Genomic DNA, 17,154 nt, shown 5'->3' on the forward strand with positions numbered 1-17,154 from the left:
TTCTCATCAAATAATCAACAGGAACTGTCAATGATTCAATCAGTTAGGTGGTTTACCTATTTAATCTTAGATCTAATAGCTTTAGTGAAACTATTAAATAAAGAGTAATCATTAACATTTTACATAAGACATCATAACAATTACTTTATAAAGCTTGAGCTGTCTGTTTTGCGATAATAGAAAGTGACCTCACCGACAGAAACGTGATTACTTTATCAATATCAGTCGAGTAAAGTGAATTCATCAGTCTCAATTAAGCAGTAAAACTCACGTAATATTAATCAGTTAAGGTTTATTGATACCAACAAAAAATCGCACAAGTTTTCACTCATGCGATTTCATTTATGTAATGTCCATCGACTAACCGAGACTCAACGAACTTAGAGAATAATCATCCCATCTTGATAAGTCAGTGCTGGCGCTACATCTTGGCCAAGTAATACCGGGCCATCGAGGTCGACGACTTCAGATTGAACCGCAATAGGCAGAGCTGCACGCATCGCCAGCGATGTACCAAGCATACAACCCGACATCAGAGTAAACCCGAGCCTTTGGGCTTCTTTTGCAAGTACCAATGCTTCAGTCAGGCCGCCCGTTTTATCGAGTTTGATGTTGACCATTTCATACTTACCCAACAGCGATGAGAGCTGTGAAGTGGTATGACAGCTTTCATCAGCACACAGTGGTATCGGGTGCTTGATGTGTGCCAGTGAAGCATCGTGCTGTTGGGGTAACGGCTGCTCGATCATCGCAATATCAAATTCTGCCAGTTGATTGAACAGCTCTTCGAGATTCAATCCTGTCCACGCTTCATTGGCATCCAATACAATTTGAACATCTGCCGCAGCTTCTCGTACCGCGCGAACACGCTCTACCACTTGCTCGCCATCAAGCTTCACTTTCAGGAGTTTCGCACCAATTGCGACATAGTCTCGAGCCTGAGTCGCCATTGCTTCTGGCGTGCCAATAGAGACGGTCATTGCAGTCACGATTTGAGCAGGCAACTCACACAAGCTATTCGGAAACGTCTGGTCGTTCTGCTGAGCTTCAAAATCCCAAAGCGCACAATCGACCGCATTTCGCGCTGCCCCTCCGGTCAATAAAGACTGAAGATGATCTCTTAGCTCTGCGGGATCGGTAACGCCTCGTTCAAACATGGCTTCAAGTGCGCTAGATGCTTGTTGGATTTGCGCTAACACAGACTCCGATGACTCGCCGTATCGTGGGTAAGGCGTACATTCGCCCTGAGCTCGCTTGCCACCATGTTCAATGTAAACACGAACAACGTGACACTCAGTTCGGCTGCCACGAGAGATGCGAAAAGGCGTTTGCATCGCGATACTAATGGGTTCTGCTGTAATCTTCATAATTTCACTCGGTTGATGTTCGCTTTAACAAATGGAAACGTAGAAATGATGAAGTCGTTAAAGTGAATGTCGCAAATGATCAGTAATGTGTTGTACACCAAAACGAACCGGGTCCGTCACTGGTACTTGATAAAGTGTGGTCCATTCTTGACACAATGTCTCAGCATCTTCAATGCTAATCGCCGATGTGTTTAAACAGATACCGACCAGTTTCACGTCTGGATTGGTCAATCGCGCGGCTTGCAAGTTAGCTTCAATGGTCTGTTCTATGCTTGGCAATTGCGCATGAGGAAGGTTACGAATATGAGGTCGCCCAACTTCATGACACAGCACCAAAGCATCCGCTTGTGCGCCATGTAATAGACCCAAACTCACGCCTGCAAACGAAGGGTTGAACAAAGAGCCTTGCCCTTCAATGATGTCCCAATCGTGGTCGGTAAAATCAGGGCTAATCGCTTCAACTGCGCCAGAAATAAAATCCGCAACCACAGCATCAATCGAAATACCGCAGCCTTCAATCAAAATACCGGTCTGCCCTGTCGCTTTAAACTGAGCTGCTATTCCGGCTTGTTTAAGCGATTTTTCAATCGCCAATGCCGAGAACATTTTGCCTACTGAGCAATCTGTTCCGACAGTAAGCAGGCGCTTACCTTGACGAGGCTTACCGTTACCAACATTAAGAACACCGTCAAAATGGCGTACATCATGAAGCTTAGTCAATCCTTGTTGCTGCATGTCAGCAAGCGGTGAAAATTCATTCAATCGTTGGTGCATGCCAGATGCAATCTCATATCCCATTTCTGCAGCGGCCATAATGGTTGACTGCCAAGAATCAGGAATAACGCCACCCGGATTTGCGGTACCAATCACTAGCGTCTTCGCGCCCTGCGCTTGCGCCTCTTGCAGGGTCATATCCGTTAAGCCCAGTGAAACGGTATCACCCGTTAAACGCAGTTGACCTAGGCAGATTTCTGGTCGCCATTGATGAATGCCACGAGCGGTTTTTGCGGCAAGTGGATCAGTAACATCCCCAAGAAAAAGAAGGTAAGGTTGAGCGATCGACATGAGTATTCCTAATTAATAAGCCCTTGTATGGGTTTACTTTAATTAAGAACTTCGAAGCTGCCGAATGCCTATTTATGGCGAGCCTATAACCTTAAGTTATAGGGTGAGTATGGTTCTTCAATGAAGCGATAAATTGTTTAACGGAAATCGACTGAGGGGTGTGCTCTGCGCAAAGCATCGATACCGAAAATTGGATGTCTGGTTGAAGCGGCAACACACAGACCGCATCGTCATTTTGATATTGATCTGCCGTCCACGGATCAACAATCGCAAACCCCGCTTGGTGCTTGACCAGTTCCGCCGCCGCGCTATACCCACGTACATATATTGGATGGTGGTAATGCTCATCTCGCGCAATAAGGCTTTGATGTAATAGGAGGCCTAGTGGATCGCGACTATCAAGCCCAATGATTGGTAGTGGATAATTGATAAGATCATCTAACGTTAATTCCGCGGGTAAATGATCAACCGTATTAGAAGGAACCAAAACCTTTAATGATTCGGTTAATAGCGTTTCACTTAATATCGCAGGCGGAGCTTCATCGCCAAACGCGATAGCAATATCAAGCTCATGCTTTAATAACCCAACACACAGTTCGTCACGGTTAGCTGTTAGTAACTCAAAAGAAATCTCTTGATCGCGAGACATTTGGGCGATCACCGGAGTCAGCAATTTAGTCGCCAGAATCGGTGGCGCACCAATGCGTAAATGCTGATGTCCTTGCTTGACTTTGTTGGTCAAAGAACGAAATTGACCCAGTTGCTGATAGACCTTTTCCGCTTCTGGCAGCAAGGTTTTCGCTTCAACCGTTGGTACTAGGCGCCCTTTAACTCGTTCGAATAAACCAAACCCAAGTTGTTGCTCCGTGTGCGCCAAAATACGGGTCACGTTTGGTTGCGACACATGCAAGCTGCGCGCGGCTCCAGATACAGTTCCGGTCTGCATAATGGCGTAAAAGACTTCCAACTGTCTTAGGTTCACATTGATGTCCTTATGGTTCACGATACAAATCTAGGGCTAGGATTTTCTGGTATTGGCTAAGCTGTCTATCTATTTAATTAGCTGCGTGAGTTTATTTTAATAACTCTTCTATCGCAGGTTGAAGCACCTCAGCCCAAGCTTGATAAGCCTTAGCATTCAAATGCAGGTCATCACATGAGTATTCGTTCGAAAGAAGCTGATTAGGTGACAATACAGAATTCACATCTAAGAACGTGATGCCTTGCTGGGAACAGTACTCGCTTATTTTGCTATTGAGCAGTTCAACCGACGGATTTAAACCTTGCAATTTAGAGCCAACATAAAGCGTTGATTGCACCAAGATTCGGATATCATTTTCTTGCCACACCTTAAGCATATCAATGTAGTTCTGGTAGATATGGTCGACATCATAACCCTGAGCTAAATCGTTTATCCCTGCCATAAAGCACACCAGCTTTGGCTTCACATTCAACGTGGTATCAATACGGCGTAACATGCCCGTTGTGGTATCACCCGCGAGACCGCGATTGACCATCGAGATATCACGGAAAATATCCGCCCACGGTGCCCACTCGGTGATCGAATCGCCAAACATCACTAGGTCTGAATTCGGGGAGAAATGGCGGTGGTTGTCTGATGTCATGATGTAACGACTCATGCTGTGACCTCGCTGCTGAATCTCAGACTGAAGAGCAACTGCCTTGAGGATGTCACTGTCCGGCGTGGCGCTATCAAATTGAGCCAGCAACCCTTCGATATGAGGCTTAAAAGGGCTAAGACGAGTACTCAGTTGATGATGTTCTTTAAGGGAAGATAACCTCTCTAATAGTGCATATAGAGAGCTATTTGGACCAACTTCTTGGAATAACTGATAGAGATCGAGGACAGGGTGTTGCTGTAGCGCGGCAAGTAATTGCTTGTCTTCCATGGTGTTATCTAACCCTTCAATTATCTAATGATGAACCAAAGATAATATCCGATTGCTTACAGGATAGATAACACTAGAAGCAGATCGTTACTTTTACTAGAAGTAAATAGTTATTTTTCTTTGATTAGCAGGTGATTACGGTTATCGCGACTTTTCTTGATCAGCTCGTTGCTCTCGTCCATTTCATCTGACTTAGCAAGGCGATCATAAAGCAGCACGTTAACCGTCGCAGCCAAGTTCATGCAGCCTACTGTTGGTACATAAACAACATGATCTGCTCTGTCGGCGACATCTTGAGAAATAGAACCGTCTTCAGGGCCAAAGATATAGATAGCATTTTCTGGGTGTTTAAAACGCGGCAGTGGTGTTGCACCTTCAGCGAGTTCTACACAAACAATTTTCGTTTCTGAATCAAGGTTATCCAAAAACGACTCGACACCCGTTAGCGGGATAGTACGCGCAGCACTCTTGGTATCGGTATGAAATTTAGCGGCTTTTTCGTAGCGTTGCCCTGTGTATTTAACTTCGTCGACTTGGTAACAGCCAGCAGCACGCATAACAGCACCAACGTTTGTCGGGCTCTTTGGGTTAGTTAAACCAATAGTCACATGGCTTTTGTTCATGAATCTTTCTCACTTAACGAATAGACATAGCAGGGTGCTACAAAGCGTCGCATTCTACCAAAGCAGCGGCAAATTCAAAAGCATCGTAACAAACCGCTCTTTTTATCATTAAGCCCCTAGTTGCAAGGCTTCTAACGTCAAAAACCTAACCGCCATCATGTTTATAAAACAAAAACATTTCTGGATAACAATTCAACAACAAGTCCATTTACATTTTAAAACCACATTAATAATGTGTTGAAAATTGCATGAGATAATCACACAGGAAGCGTGACATGACCCTAACCATCAAAAACCGCCTTTATATTCTCTCTTTCATTCCGTTGCTACTAATGGCAATTGGCATGATGAGCGTGACGTATATGAAGAGCACCGAGCTAACCGCACAGCAAGTTGAATCGACGCGTAGCAATATGATGGCGATGAAAGAAAAGGAACTCAAAGCGTATCTACAAATGGCCTACTCTTCGATCAGCCCATTTTTGGATAGAGGTGCAACATTAGAAGAAGCCTTACCAACATTAAGAACATTAGAATATGGCGAGTCTGGCTATATTTTTGGTTATGACTCGAAAGGTGTTCGAGTGGTTGTCGGGCAAAATAACGATGGTATTGGTAAAAACTACTACGACCTGCAAGACAAAAAAGGCAACTACCTTATTCGTGACTTGATCAAGAACTCAAAGCTTGGTGAGTTCACCACCTACTACTTTCCAAAACTTGGTCAATCAGAAGCCCTACCGAAACTGAGCTACTCGATATTCGTTCCCCAGTGGGACTTGATGCTAGGCACAGGTTTCTATACTGACGACATCGATGCGGTCATCGCAGAGATGAAAGAGAGCTCAAATGCCGCGTTACAAAGCTCATTGACGGCCATCGCAATTTTCTGTGGTTTGATTGCCCTAGTAGTTGCTGTGTTTGCCGTTGCCGTCAACCGTACCATCATGCAACCACTCGAGCAGTTTGATCGTTCAATCAGCGCATTCGCGAGTGGCGAAGCTGACTTAACCGCTCGAATGGAAACCTTCAAAGCGCCCGAGTTCACTAAGCTCAGCGAGAACTTCAATGCCTTTGTAGCGAGCCTGCAAACCATCATTCGCAGCGTAAGTGATGTCGGGCAACAAGTAGTAGCCGAGACATCTAGTATGTCTTCTCGCGCTGCGCAGGTCGACGAGATTGCTACAGGGCAACGTGAAGAGACAGAACAAGTTGCAACAGCGATGACTGAGATGACCACAACGGCTCAAGAGATCTCTAGCAACGCTAGCCAAGCGGCGGATTCCGCAAAGCTTGCAGAGGGCAATGCCAAAGAAGCGCAACAGATCGTAAACGCCGCTGCAGATTCGGTGGCAGGCCTAGCGAGCGAAGTCTCAGAAGCCAACACCGTGGTGTCTCGTTTAGAAGGCGATGTACAAAACATCTCTTCTTCATTGGCGGTCATCCAAGACATTGCCGAGCAAACTAACCTACTCGCGTTGAATGCCGCAATTGAAGCTGCGCGTGCAGGCGAACAAGGGCGTGGCTTTGCTGTGGTTGCCGATGAGGTTCGTAAACTGGCAAGCCGAACTCAAGAGAGCACTGGCGACATTCACAAGATGATTGAGCAACTTAAAGCTGCCTCAGATGCTGCTGTGAAAGCGATGGATTCAAGTCAAAACCGAAGTGCGCAAACCGTGGAAGAAGCGAATGCCGCAGCCGAAGCACTGGCGAAGATCCAAGCGTCGATTGATACCATCATGGACATGAACTCGCTTATTGCGACAGCCACTGAACAGCAAAATATTGTAGGACAAGAGATATCTCAACGCATCGTGGTGATTTCTGACCAAAGCTCACAATCGGCCGAACTCGCGAATCAAAACCGTACAGGTAGCCAAAACCTCAACAGTCGTGCAAATGAGCTGTACCACTTAGTAGATCGTTTCACCGTCTAATACATTTTCGGTTTAGTAAGCCGCAATCAAACGCGACTTAACCCTAAAACACGTCGGGCTTCAGAATCTCTATTCTGAAGCCCGAACTTTTTGAGTTATTCAATTTTAAGACCAACAGAAAAGTCCCCCTCTCCCTCACTATTCATCATAAATTTTAAGTACCTATTTTCAGAAGTTGGTTAAGCTTATTGAGTTGGTCTAAATCATCGATTCGAGTAGAGGGACGTTGCATGTTTAATTCAGATAAGAAGAAGGTTCGCGATTTATTGATAGCCACTCGCTTTGGCGTATCGGCTTCGGAGATGAAAACCATTATTGGTGTAGAGCAGAACAAAGCGATGAAGTGTATTGTTCAGCTCAAACAAGAAGGCGAAGACATTCGAACTCTTGGCGAAGGCACCAACCCAGATGAGTTGGTTTTATATTCCATAGGAGAAATTGAACCATAAGCTCGCTAAATTTTAGTCTGAGTTTGAGTTTTAGCTTCTAGACAAGAGTCGTTAAGCGGGCAATCTTGACACTTGGGTTTAGGGTTACAAAACTGCTGACCATGTTCGACTAACAAACCATGATAGTAGCCGTACCTTTTGGTATCTAGTGGAATTACGCTTTCCATCAAGGCTCGAAATTTTTCATACGATTTGGGTACATCAAGTCCATTGCGAGTGAAGATCCTTCTTGCGTACGCATCAATCACAAAAGACGGCTTACCTATCGCATAAACCAGAATCGCGTCAGCCGTTTCACCACCGATTCCTTTGACTTCTAATAGCTCTTTTCGGAGCTGATCTTTGTCCTGTTCTCGCACCACCGACATATCGTATTGGTACTTCGAAAACCACTCAGTCACGGCCTTCAACTTAATGGCTTTTTGATTGTAGTAGCCACTCGAACGAATCTTTTGGGCAAGATCATCAAGATCCATCTCAGCGACTGACCTTGGGTCGCACTTATCGCCTAAGTTGATGAGTGCTTTCTCTGCATTCTTCCAATTGGTGTTCTGAACCAGAATAGCGCCTAGAACTATCTCGTAAGGGTCTTCCCTTTGCCACCAATCAAAATAGCCATAGTGCTGCTCAAGCGTATTAAATACACTGAGTATCAGGTCACTTTGGTTAGTAAGATCCTGGCGGCCGACAATCATCAACTAATCCAATTGCTCAGAAAGGAAGTCCACCAGCAGACGAACTTTCGAAGATAAGTTACGGTTCTGAGGATAAAGCGCCCATATGCCTTCCTTGTCGTCTCGATAATCGGACAGCACCTCAACCAACTCACCAGAATCAAGATCTTCACTCACGTAATATTCTGGCAGTTGAACCAAGCCAATGCTCTGTTTAGCGGCGTCTAACAAGGCTAAACCACTGTTGCACTTAATGCGTCCATTAACACGAACCGAACGAGGGCGACCATTTTCTTTGAAACGCCAATGCTCAAATCCACCAACCAAGCATTGGTGATTATTTAATTCAGACAATGTGTGCGGCTCGCCATAACGTTCAATATATTCAGGGCTGGCACATACATAAAGTTGGCGTTGAGAGAGCTTCTTTGCCACAAGGCTTGAGTCTTCTAATCGGCCAAGACGAATCGCCACATCAACACCCGAATCGATAAGATCGAGTTTTTGATTGGTCAGCATCAGCTCAAGCTCTACTTGCGGGTGAAGCTTTAAGAATTGATGGAGTATTGGAGCGAGTTGGCGTTCACCATAAGTCACAGGCGCGGTGACTTTCAGTAAACCTTTGGGTGTGGATTGCATCTGCGTGACCGCAAGCTCAGCAATTTCTAAACCTTCGACCAGCAACTTACACTGTTGATAATAGAGTTGCCCAGCCTCTGTAAGAGAAACCTTACGCGTCGTCCGATTAAGCAGTTTCACCGCGAGTCGTTCTTCGAGGTTTGCTACTCTACGACTGATTTGAGCCACCGACGTAGCGAGCTTCTGCGCCGCACCAGTAAAGCTTTCACGCTCTGCCACTGCAACAAACTCACTTACCCCTTCCCAATTGGCCATGCCTTTACCTTATGCTTAACTTTGGTTACCCACACAGTGTATTGAAGTTAGATATCAGTGTCACCTTGCTTGATATGCGCCGGGCATTAATCTTCAGCACCTATAGTCATTCCCTTACAGAAACATATTTTTGTCCTAACATTAATCTCATCCCCTATTGCTAGGGTGAGAATCTCTAAAACACTAGTACAACAAAGTAAGGTATCCCTATGAAGAAATTAATCATACTTGCATCAACTCTTGTACTCAGCACCACAGCGTTTGCAGCAACTAAAACAACGATTCAAGAAACAACGTTAAAATCTGATACATTTGTTACTGAAGCGGAAGCATACGATGCAGGCACAAACCTTATGGATGAGTTAAGCGCAAAAACACCTTTTGAGCTTTCAAGAGAACTGCCACAGTTCCAACAGACAACCAAATACGATTCGTTCAAAATTGATGATGCAAATATGGAAGTGAAAAAAATCACTAACATGAACGGCGACATCCACTACCAAGCGAACGTAAAAGTTGACTACCGTTACACATACAAAGACGGTCGTAGCAGCTAACACTGAATGATTGATTCGGTCTAAAAACTGATCACCTAGTCAAAAGACTGATCACCTAATCAAAAAGAAAGCCCGCACTCATAGAGTACGGGCTTGTTTTCGTTCAGCGCTGATTAATGGAATTCAAACGAGCAACCATTATCAGCTCATAGTCGTCTGTCTAATTTTGAAAATTACACTTCAAACTGAGACACAAGGCTATCTAGCGCTTCACACTGTTCGGCCAATGCCATACATGCATTTTCTGCGCTGCTCGCCATCTCAACCATTTGCATGGTGCTTTCAGCGATGCGTTGAACATTCTTATTCACTTCTTCAGACACTTGGGATTGCTGAGAAGCCGCTGTAGCAATTTGTGTGTTCATGTCGTTCATCTTACCGATTGAGTTGCGAATCTCACTCAATGAAGATGCTGCCGTTCCTGCCTGAACTATGGTTTTCTCGCCACTCACTTTGCTTTCAGTCATCACGCCAACCGCGTGTTTCGCGCCCACTTCCAAGCGTTCAATCATTGATTGGATTTCGCCTGTACTGTCTTGAGTTTTGCTCGCAAGCGCTCGAACTTCATCAGCCACAACCGCAAAGCCACGGCCTTGTTCACCGGCACGGGCTGCTTCAATTGCCGCATTCAATGCAAGCAGGTTGGTTTGTTCTGCAATGCCTTTGATCACGCCAAGGATTGAGGCGATGTTCTTCACGTCTGTGTCCAATTCTTGAACCACACCACCCGCGTTCTCGATATCTTGCGCAAGGCGTTCAATCGAAGTAACAGTTAAGCCAAGCGTAGTATCAGCCGATTCCACTTCATGGTTTGCAACGTTACTCGCGGTTGCAGCGTCTAATGCATTGCCACTCACCACTTCACTGGTTGCTTGCATTTCATGAACTGCAGCCGCGACCACTTCACTTTCTCGCTGTTGATTAGACGAGAATTCAGCAACACTTTGCGTGAGTGATTTGATGTTTTCCATCTCGCCACGTACTGCGTTCGATGTGAGAATAACTTGCTCCACGGTGACATGGATCTTGCCAACAAACTGGTTGAAAGCGGAACTCAAACGAGCGATCTCATCATTACCTTCGACCTTCATACGTTGAGACAAGTTACCGTCGCCCGATGCGATCTCATTCATCGCTTTCTCTACGTTCTGGATTGGCTGAACGATAAAGCGATTTGATAACCACATCGCGAAAAGTGCAGCGAAAACAGCAACGGCCATACCTACTTCAATGATCAACTTACTCGATTCAATAGAGTCATCAGCTTGCTGGCGAAGCTCTTTCTGTTTCAGTTCGATCAAAGTTCGAATATCGCGCAGTTGAGTGCGAATGATCGCAAACTCTGCGTCAAGCGCTGGTGAGTAATCAATATTGTATTGGTCTGCGTTTGCTGGATCAGCGAACATTGGCTCGTGCAGTGCCACCCACTTACTCATCGCGTTAACAAGCTTTGCTAACTCGCCACGTGAAGATGGATCCAACACGCCCGCTTGATACAAGGTTTCGACACTTTGAAAACGAGGAACCGCTTTGTAAGCATTGTCTTTAAATTCAAACTTTTGGTACTCGATCGCCGCTTGGTCTTTCGCAAGCAACAGACCTTGTGCCGAAGCGATAATTTGGTAGATATCTCGGTAGCCATCTTCTAGGTTATCTAGCACTGGCTGAACCACATTATTGAGCTCGTTATTAATCGTAGCTTGAGCATTTGATCTGATAACGTTGAGCACAGTAACGGTAGAAAAAACAATCACAATCACCAACAGCGGGATCGCGATTTTACTCTTAATCGAAAGATTATTGATATTCATTGGGATTAATAACCACACTTCAAATAGGGATGCGCGCGCAATATACAGCACACATATGCAATCTCACTAAGGATTTGTGAGCCCCATCTCATAGCAAACGATGTCGTTAATTTTAGTGGTGATTATTCAACCAGAGGTTAACTCTCAAACGTTAACGTATGCTCTGATTTAGACTTATTTTCCGCTGAGTACGCGCAAATACTGGAGAAGTGTTAGAAATAACACCATAATGTAGGGCTCTAAAATAAGTAGGTAAGAACATGAAAATTTGTGGTGTTGAAATCAAAGGTAACGATGCAGTCATCTGTCTTCTTTCTCTATCAGATGGTGTATTTAACATTCCTGATTGCCGAGTTTCTAAAGTTTCAATTAGCGACGCAAACGACACACAGAATATGAAAGACTTTCAATTCTCTTTTGCAAAGTTAATGGAAGATTACCAAGTAGACAAAGTTGTGATTCGTCAACGCCAAACTAAAGGCAAATTTGCTGGCGGTGGCTTTGGTTTCAAACTAGAAGCAGCAATTCAACTGATCGACGGCCTAGACGTAACCGTTGTATCGCCTGCTGACATCAAAGAGAGCCTTAAGCGTAACCCTCTAATGATGAAGTTCAAAGAAACTGGCCTTAAGCAATACCAAGAAGCACCGTTTACAACGGCATACGCTTGCTTGATGAAGCGCTAATCAAAAGTCGCTAGCCAATATTTGATACAGAAAGAGCCTGAATATTCAGGCTCTTTTTTGTTTTTAGTCATCGACTCTAGAAGAGTGAGTTTTGGTATACAAACTACCGCTCTAACACTGTTCGTCTGCGAGCCTTAATCCATTCTGGCTTCCTCACCACCAAATAAACCGCGGCGGCAGACAAGGCGAAGCCCATCGCGCCATAGATATCGAACGACTCACCAAAGATAAGCCAAGCTTGAATTGCTGTCGTCGGTGGCACCAAGTAAAACACCGAAGCCACACTTGAAGAAGCGCCGTGCTCTACCATGTAAAGCAGCAAGAGGATGGCAACACAAGACAGAACAACCACCAGCCAGATTAGAGTCAGCGTGAATTCTACAGTCCAGTTCACTTGCATGGTTTCGTAGCGCATTGCGAACGGCAGAAACAACGCCGCAGAAGCCAAGTATTGCACCATCGCACCGCCGACCATATCTGTCCCCTGACAGAAGCGCTTCTGATACAGAGTGCCGCAGGTAATACCCACCAAAGAAACCAAACACAATAACGTTGCCAAGCCTTTTTGGTCGTCTGACTGCCATTCAATATTGCCCATCAACACCAAACTGATACCCGCAAAACCAAGCGCTAATCCCAACCACTGTGCAAAATTAAAACGCTGCGAAGTACAGCTGATCATAATCAAGGCGGTAAGAATCGGTTGCAAGCCAACCAGTAAAGAACTCAACCCGGCGGGCATCCCCATATCAATAGCCAAATAAGTGCCACCAAGGTAGAAACCATGAATCAAGATGCCGACCACACTTGCGTGGAAGAATGCTCGACCACGAGGGATACGACGCTTAAGGATTGCAATCAAAACCAAGAACAGCGCCACGTTGGCTACCATCCTTAGTGAAAGTAATGTTGCGGGTTCCGCGTATTCCACGCCAAGACGAGCGCCGACAAAACCTGACGACCACAATATTACAAACACAAACGGAATCATTTTAATCAGCATTACAAACCTCTGGTCAACTCTTCATCAATGCTGTTACCTTAGTTGGGTACAGATAACTAATAAAGATACAGATATAACACTTTTAATGGTTACAGATTGAGAGTGAGCAACGAGGGAGAAAAACGTGGAAGCAGAACTCAGCGGCAATAAATACCTTGCTACCGAACAACATATTAAGGCTCAAATCGATAAAGGACTCTTTCATCCAGACGATCGCCTTCCCTCAATCCGTCAACTAAGCGAACAGCTTGGCGTGAGCAAAAATACCGTGATTCGTGCCTATCAAGAACTGGAGGCGACAGGCTGGGTTTATTCTGTACCTAAATCTGGCTATCGCGTGAAAGCGCCGAACACCACCAGCTGGGATGCATCGAGCCAACCTCAAAAAGTCGATCTGTTGTCTGTCACCAAATCGGTACTCTCTCGTCCAAAAGGTCGTCTGAAACTGTTGGCAGGCTCCGCACATCCGAACATCAACAATCCTGCGATTCGTAGCTTGTATGCCGAGATTGGCCGCCACAGTCGATTACAAACTCAGCTTCCCGGTTATTACCAATTACCCCCCGGCGACGAGCAATTAGTAAAGCAATTGTTAAAGATCACCCATGATCTTGGTGTACCTGCGGGATCGAAAGAGATTGCGATTACTCATGGTGCTCAACAGGCAATCAGTTTAGCTCTGCGTGCGCTCACCAAGCCCGGCGACATCGTGGCGGTCGAGTCACCCTGTTACTTCGGCAATCTACTTTTACTTGAATCACTTGGCTTGCAAGCCCTTGAAATCCCAAGCAGCGTTAGCCACGGAATCGACATTCCTTCGCTACAGAGTGCGTTGGACAAATGGGAAGTGAAAACCTTACTACTAACGCCAAACTTTACTAACCCAACCGGCTCAAGAATGCCATTGGCGAATCGAAAAGCGTTACTGGAGATCACCGGATCTTTACCAATTATCGAAGACGATGTGTTCGGTAGCTTGGCATTCGATACACCAATCGCTAGCCTCAAAGAGCTTGACGACCAAGATAGAGTCATCTACGTCAATTCATTGTCTAAAACCTTAGACTCACGCTTGCGAATCGGTTGGTTACTGTCGGGGCGCTACCAACCTTTGGTCGAAAAGTACCTTTTATGCGACAACATGGGCAGCTCAAACCTGATGCAATCCGCGGTGGGGCAATTTCTCACTACCGGTAAATATCGCAGCCATTTGTCTAAGATGAAGCGGCTCTACCAAACCAATCAAAAGCAATTCCAAAGCCTGTTAATACAAGCACTAGATAGCTATCCTCACCTTGTCGGGCAATACCACCTATCAAAACCGGAAGGCTCTTTTTTAAACTGGATAACACTGCCTGAATCGGTCGATAGCTACGCGGTCTATCAAGATTGTTTGAAGCATAAGTTGGGGATTTTACCCGGAACAGTATTTGGCACCAACGACCAATATAAACATTGCCTGCGCTTCACTGTCGCCAATATTGAAGAGACCAAAGATTGGAAAGAAGGGATTGTGACACTAGCGAAGATAATCGCTAAACACGTACGTTAGATATTTCCAGTATTCGACTAATATTCTCAGTCCAGAGTTAATAGCTTTGACCTTACTAACATATTAAACATTAGAGATTCGCTACACTCGCAGCCTTTCTATGCTTGGCAGAATTAAACGTGGCAACAATAAAAGATGTAGCAGCACTTGCAGGGGTTTCAACAGCAACGGTTTCTCGTGTATTAAACCGAACCTGCTACGTTGAACCTATCACGCTAGAGCGCGTAGAACGTGCAGTAAAAGAGCTCAATTACCACAAAGATGCTCGAGCAACAGCCTTGGCAAGTAGAAGCAGCAATACGCTTGGATTGCTGACAGGCAACCTTGCCGATCCATTTTTTGCACTGGTCGCGAAGAGTGTCGAGGAAGTGGCTAGAACCAATGGCTATCAATTGGTCGTGGTAAGTGGCGGACACAATGCTCAGCGAGAAAAAGAAGGCCTCGACTTTCTTATCAGCCAAGGTTGTGAAGCAATGGTCATTCATTCAAAGATGCTCGATGACACCACATTACTGCGCTACTCCGCTCAATTACCTGCAATGGTTTTACTCAACCGCACGATTGCTCAAATATCGAATCGCTCTGTATGGGTAGATAATAAACTCGGATCTCAAATATCAGTGCAGCACCTCATCGAGATGGGTCATCGAAAAATCGCCTACGTCTCGAGCGACCTTCCAATCCAAGACAGAACAGACCGTTTACAAGGCTACCAAGAAGCTATGAAAGCGGCCAATATCGAAATACAACCTAACTGGATCATCAACCAAAACTTTAGTGAATCAGGTGGTGAAGCGGCAGGTGACATCTTGGTAAACCAATGCCCAGAGGTCACAGCCGCAGTCACCTTCAATGATGTAATGGCTGCAGGCTTAATGACTAGCTTGCAAGATCAAGGCATCTCGGTTCCCAACGATATTTCAGTCATCGGCTTTGATGATGTTTTGCTCGCTCGCTACCTTTACCCTCGGTTAACCACCATGCACAACCCTATCGACGAGATGTCGACTTATGCGGCTAACCTTGCCATAAAACTTAAAGCCGCAGGATACGCTCCTCCTAAGCAACATAAATTCGAAGCGACACTGGTTGAAAGGCAGACGGTTAAGTCAATCAAGCACTAAAATGAGACAAAATGTGACCAGAATCTCATGCACACACCTCATGTAACCGCTTACATGAAAACAGCATTGAAGTCGCACTTTCGATTTTAGAGCACGCTTATTATCCATTCCGAACAAACCCTACATTCACCTGAGGACAACAAATATGAATAACTCAAAGCCTCTCCCATCGTTCGGATTAGCATTAGCACCTATAGTCGTTATGTTTGCGCTGCTTGCTATTGGATACGGTGTTTTAGGACTTCGCATTGAAGTTCTGCTACTCATTTCTGCGACTTTCACTGCATGTATTGCTTGGAAGATGGGCTACAACTGGGATGACATCATCAACGCCATTGTTGAGAAACTCGCAAAAGCGATGCCTGTTATCTTGATATTAGTTTCGGTGGGCGGTCTTATCGCAAGCTGGATGATCAGTGGCACCATCCCTTACATGGTTTACTGGGGACTTAAAGTCATCAGTGCAGAATACATACTCATTGCTGCCTTTTTTGTTACTTCTGTTGTCTCTGGTGCATACTTTGGCGACAAGATCTCCCCTCTTTCTGATTCAACAAACTTTGCGCCTGTCGTTTCAGGTACCACATTGTACGAACATATTCAGCACATGCTTTACACAACGCTGCCTGGTTTTGTGATTGCTTCTGTTGTCTTTTTCTTCGCTGGCCAAAGTGCAGATATCGCGAACGTAGGTGAACCAGAAAAGGTCACTCAAATTCTCGCGGGACTGGATAGCCTATACAACTTCAATATCCTTTTGATCATCCCACCAGTAATGATCCTTTGGGGTGCGTTAACCAAAAAGCCTGTTCTGCCACTGATGTTAGGTGCGTCTGCCCTAGCGATTGTATTAGGTATGGTTCTACAAGGTTTCTCTCTTCAACAAGGTTTCCAAGCTTATGTCGACGGCTTCAATGTCGCTCTGTTTGAAGCAAAAGGTACAGCGATTGATGGTCTAATTCCTGATGTGTCCAAGCTGCTAAACCGTGGTGGTTTGTTCTCAATGATGAGCACCATCCTACTGGTTTTCTGTGCGTTCTCTTTTGCAGGTGTTCTAAGCCTAACCGGTGCATTAAATGTGGTACTAGGTCGTTTCTTGCATATGATTCACTCAACAGGACAACTTATCGCATCAACTGTGATCGCGACGATTACAGTAGTTTTCACGACATCTGACGGCAAACTAGCCCTTCTTATTCCAGGTGAATTATTCCAAAACGCTTACCGTAAAATGGGGCTAGACACTAAAAACCTATCTAGAACCATCGAAGATGCAGGCACAATCATCGAACCACTGGTACCTTGGACTGCTGCAGGTATTTACATGGCGAGTACGCTAGGTGTTGCAACGCTAGATTACCTACCTTGGGCAATCCAATGTTACACCGGTGTCGTTTTCGCTCTGATTTATGGATTCACTGGGTTTGGTATTGCACGTACAAAGCCTGAACAATCAGAAGACTCCGTAGAAACTTGTCTAGCTCACAGCACTAAGTAAGGCT

At 45.2% G+C, this 17,154-nt stretch carries 16 protein-coding genes; 7 read left to right on the top strand and 9 right to left on the bottom strand.

Features of this window, described 5'->3' with window-relative positions; translation table 11 throughout:
• Positions 1-380: 380 nt before the first annotated feature.
• From dgcA to AB6E85_RS00230, 5 genes are all read right to left on the bottom strand, one after another.
• The gene (dgcA, locus tag AB6E85_RS00210; RefSeq protein ID WP_372140942.1) at positions 381-1,367 is read right to left on the bottom strand and encodes an N-acetyl-D-Glu racemase DgcA; all 987 of its coding nucleotides are present in this window, start codon (positions 1,365-1,367) and stop codon (positions 381-383) included.
• 57 nt (positions 1,368-1,424) lie between these two features.
• On the bottom strand, positions 1,425-2,432 hold the full coding sequence (gene dgcN / locus AB6E85_RS00215) for an N-acetyltransferase DgcN (RefSeq protein ID WP_372140943.1): 1,008 nt from the start codon (positions 2,430-2,432) through the stop codon (positions 1,425-1,427).
• A 91-nt stretch (positions 2,433-2,523) separates the two neighbouring features.
• A complete protein-coding gene (locus AB6E85_RS00220) occupies positions 2,524-3,414 on the bottom strand; it encodes a LysR family transcriptional regulator (RefSeq protein WP_372140944.1) in 891 nt (296 codons plus the stop codon).
• Positions 3,415-3,505: 91 nt separating this feature from the next.
• Entirely contained in the window at positions 3,506-4,342 is an 837-nt protein-coding gene (locus AB6E85_RS00225) for an SGNH/GDSL hydrolase family protein (protein WP_372140945.1), read from the bottom strand.
• Positions 4,343-4,452: 110 nt separating this feature from the next.
• Positions 4,453-4,965, bottom strand: a complete 513-nt coding sequence (locus AB6E85_RS00230) for an RNA methyltransferase (protein ID WP_017111519.1) — start codon at positions 4,963-4,965, stop codon at positions 4,453-4,455.
• A gap of 275 nt (positions 4,966-5,240) precedes the next feature.
• Here AB6E85_RS00230 and AB6E85_RS00235 point away from each other — a divergent pair, with 275 nt between their 5' ends.
• The gene (locus AB6E85_RS00235) at positions 5,241-6,902 is read left to right on the top strand and encodes a methyl-accepting chemotaxis protein (RefSeq protein ID WP_081228950.1); all 1,662 of its coding nucleotides are present in this window, start codon (positions 5,241-5,243) and stop codon (positions 6,900-6,902) included.
• A 230-nt stretch (positions 6,903-7,132) separates the two neighbouring features.
• The gene (locus AB6E85_RS00240) at positions 7,133-7,351 is read left to right on the top strand and encodes a hypothetical protein (RefSeq protein ID WP_081228951.1); all 219 of its coding nucleotides are present in this window, start codon (positions 7,133-7,135) and stop codon (positions 7,349-7,351) included.
• A 5-nt stretch (positions 7,352-7,356) separates the two neighbouring features.
• Here AB6E85_RS00240 and AB6E85_RS00245 read toward each other — a convergent pair whose 3' ends face one another.
• Positions 7,357-8,046: an endonuclease III domain-containing protein gene (locus AB6E85_RS00245; protein ID WP_372140947.1), complete on the bottom strand. Its 690-nt coding sequence runs from the start codon at positions 8,044-8,046 to the stop codon at positions 7,357-7,359.
• 3 nt (positions 8,047-8,049) lie between these two features.
• Positions 8,050-8,919 carry a LysR family transcriptional regulator gene (locus AB6E85_RS00250; RefSeq protein ID WP_048611669.1) on the bottom strand — a complete coding sequence of 290 codons (870 nt, stop codon included), beginning with the start codon at positions 8,917-8,919 and terminating at the stop codon, positions 8,050-8,052.
• A gap of 209 nt (positions 8,920-9,128) precedes the next feature.
• On the opposite strand from AB6E85_RS00250, the gene AB6E85_RS00255 reads away from it, so the two are divergent.
• Complete coding sequence (locus tag AB6E85_RS00255; RefSeq protein WP_048613063.1) at positions 9,129-9,476, top strand: DUF3316 domain-containing protein; 348 nt, start codon at positions 9,129-9,131, stop codon at positions 9,474-9,476.
• 173 nt (positions 9,477-9,649) lie between these two features.
• Here AB6E85_RS00255 and AB6E85_RS00260 read toward each other — a convergent pair whose 3' ends face one another.
• Entirely contained in the window at positions 9,650-11,287 is a 1,638-nt protein-coding gene (locus AB6E85_RS00260) for a methyl-accepting chemotaxis protein (protein ID WP_372140949.1), read from the bottom strand.
• Positions 11,288-11,547: 260 nt separating this feature from the next.
• Here AB6E85_RS00260 and AB6E85_RS00265 point away from each other — a divergent pair, with 260 nt between their 5' ends.
• Positions 11,548-11,973 (top strand): DUF3010 family protein, encoded by a 426-nt coding sequence (locus tag AB6E85_RS00265; protein WP_017069797.1) that lies wholly within the window; start codon positions 11,548-11,550, stop codon positions 11,971-11,973.
• A 103-nt stretch (positions 11,974-12,076) separates the two neighbouring features.
• Here the strand turns inward: AB6E85_RS00265 and AB6E85_RS00270 are convergent, their stop codons facing one another.
• On the bottom strand, positions 12,077-12,976 hold the full coding sequence (locus AB6E85_RS00270; RefSeq protein WP_048611675.1) for a DMT family transporter: 900 nt from the start codon (positions 12,974-12,976) through the stop codon (positions 12,077-12,079).
• A 124-nt stretch (positions 12,977-13,100) separates the two neighbouring features.
• Between AB6E85_RS00270 and AB6E85_RS00275 the strand changes: the two genes are divergently transcribed.
• From AB6E85_RS00275 to AB6E85_RS00285, 3 genes are all read left to right on the top strand, one after another.
• The gene (locus AB6E85_RS00275) at positions 13,101-14,528 is read left to right on the top strand and encodes a PLP-dependent aminotransferase family protein (RefSeq protein ID WP_372140951.1); all 1,428 of its coding nucleotides are present in this window, start codon (positions 13,101-13,103) and stop codon (positions 14,526-14,528) included.
• Between the two features lie 119 nt (positions 14,529-14,647).
• On the top strand, positions 14,648-15,652 hold the full coding sequence (locus AB6E85_RS00280) for a LacI family DNA-binding transcriptional regulator (protein WP_048611949.1): 1,005 nt from the start codon (positions 14,648-14,650) through the stop codon (positions 15,650-15,652).
• Between the two features lie 145 nt (positions 15,653-15,797).
• Positions 15,798-17,150, top strand: coding sequence for a Na+/H+ antiporter NhaC family protein (locus AB6E85_RS00285; protein WP_372140953.1), 1,353 nt, complete (start codon positions 15,798-15,800; stop codon positions 17,148-17,150).
• The last annotated feature ends 4 nt before the right edge of the window (positions 17,151-17,154 follow it).

The sequence above is a fragment of the Vibrio sp. 10N.247.311.51 genome (genome assembly GCF_041467855.1).
GTDB classification, from domain to species: domain Bacteria; phylum Pseudomonadota; class Gammaproteobacteria; order Enterobacterales; family Vibrionaceae; genus Vibrio; species Vibrio coralliirubri.

Coding starts and splice junctions, on each gene's coding strand:
- dgcN (WP_372140943.1), bottom strand. CDS start 2,432: ATGTCGATCGCTCAACCTTACCTTCTTTTTCTTGGGGATGTTACTGAT.
- AB6E85_RS00245 (WP_372140947.1), bottom strand. CDS start 8,046: ATGATTGTCGGCCGCCAGGATCTTACTAACCAAAGTGACCTGATACTC.
- AB6E85_RS00260 (WP_372140949.1), bottom strand. CDS start 11,287: ATGAATATCAATAATCTTTCGATTAAGAGTAAAATCGCGATCCCGCTG.
- AB6E85_RS00235 (WP_081228950.1), top strand. CDS start 5,241: ATGACCCTAACCATCAAAAACCGCCTTTATATTCTCTCTTTCATTCCG.
- AB6E85_RS00285 (WP_372140953.1), top strand. CDS start 15,798: ATGAATAACTCAAAGCCTCTCCCATCGTTCGGATTAGCATTAGCACCT.
- AB6E85_RS00240 (WP_081228951.1), top strand. CDS start 7,133: ATGTTTAATTCAGATAAGAAGAAGGTTCGCGATTTATTGATAGCCACT.
- AB6E85_RS00265 (WP_017069797.1), top strand. CDS start 11,548: ATGAAAATTTGTGGTGTTGAAATCAAAGGTAACGATGCAGTCATCTGT.
- AB6E85_RS00270 (WP_048611675.1), bottom strand. CDS start 12,976: ATGCTGATTAAAATGATTCCGTTTGTGTTTGTAATATTGTGGTCGTCA.
- AB6E85_RS00250 (WP_048611669.1), bottom strand. CDS start 8,919: ATGGCCAATTGGGAAGGGGTAAGTGAGTTTGTTGCAGTGGCAGAGCGT.
- AB6E85_RS00230 (WP_017111519.1), bottom strand. CDS start 4,965: ATGAACAAAAGCCATGTGACTATTGGTTTAACTAACCCAAAGAGCCCG.
- AB6E85_RS00255 (WP_048613063.1), top strand. CDS start 9,129: ATGAAGAAATTAATCATACTTGCATCAACTCTTGTACTCAGCACCACA.
- dgcA (WP_372140942.1), bottom strand. CDS start 1,367: ATGAAGATTACAGCAGAACCCATTAGTATCGCGATGCAAACGCCTTTT.
- AB6E85_RS00225 (WP_372140945.1), bottom strand. CDS start 4,342: ATGGAAGACAAGCAATTACTTGCCGCGCTACAGCAACACCCTGTCCTC.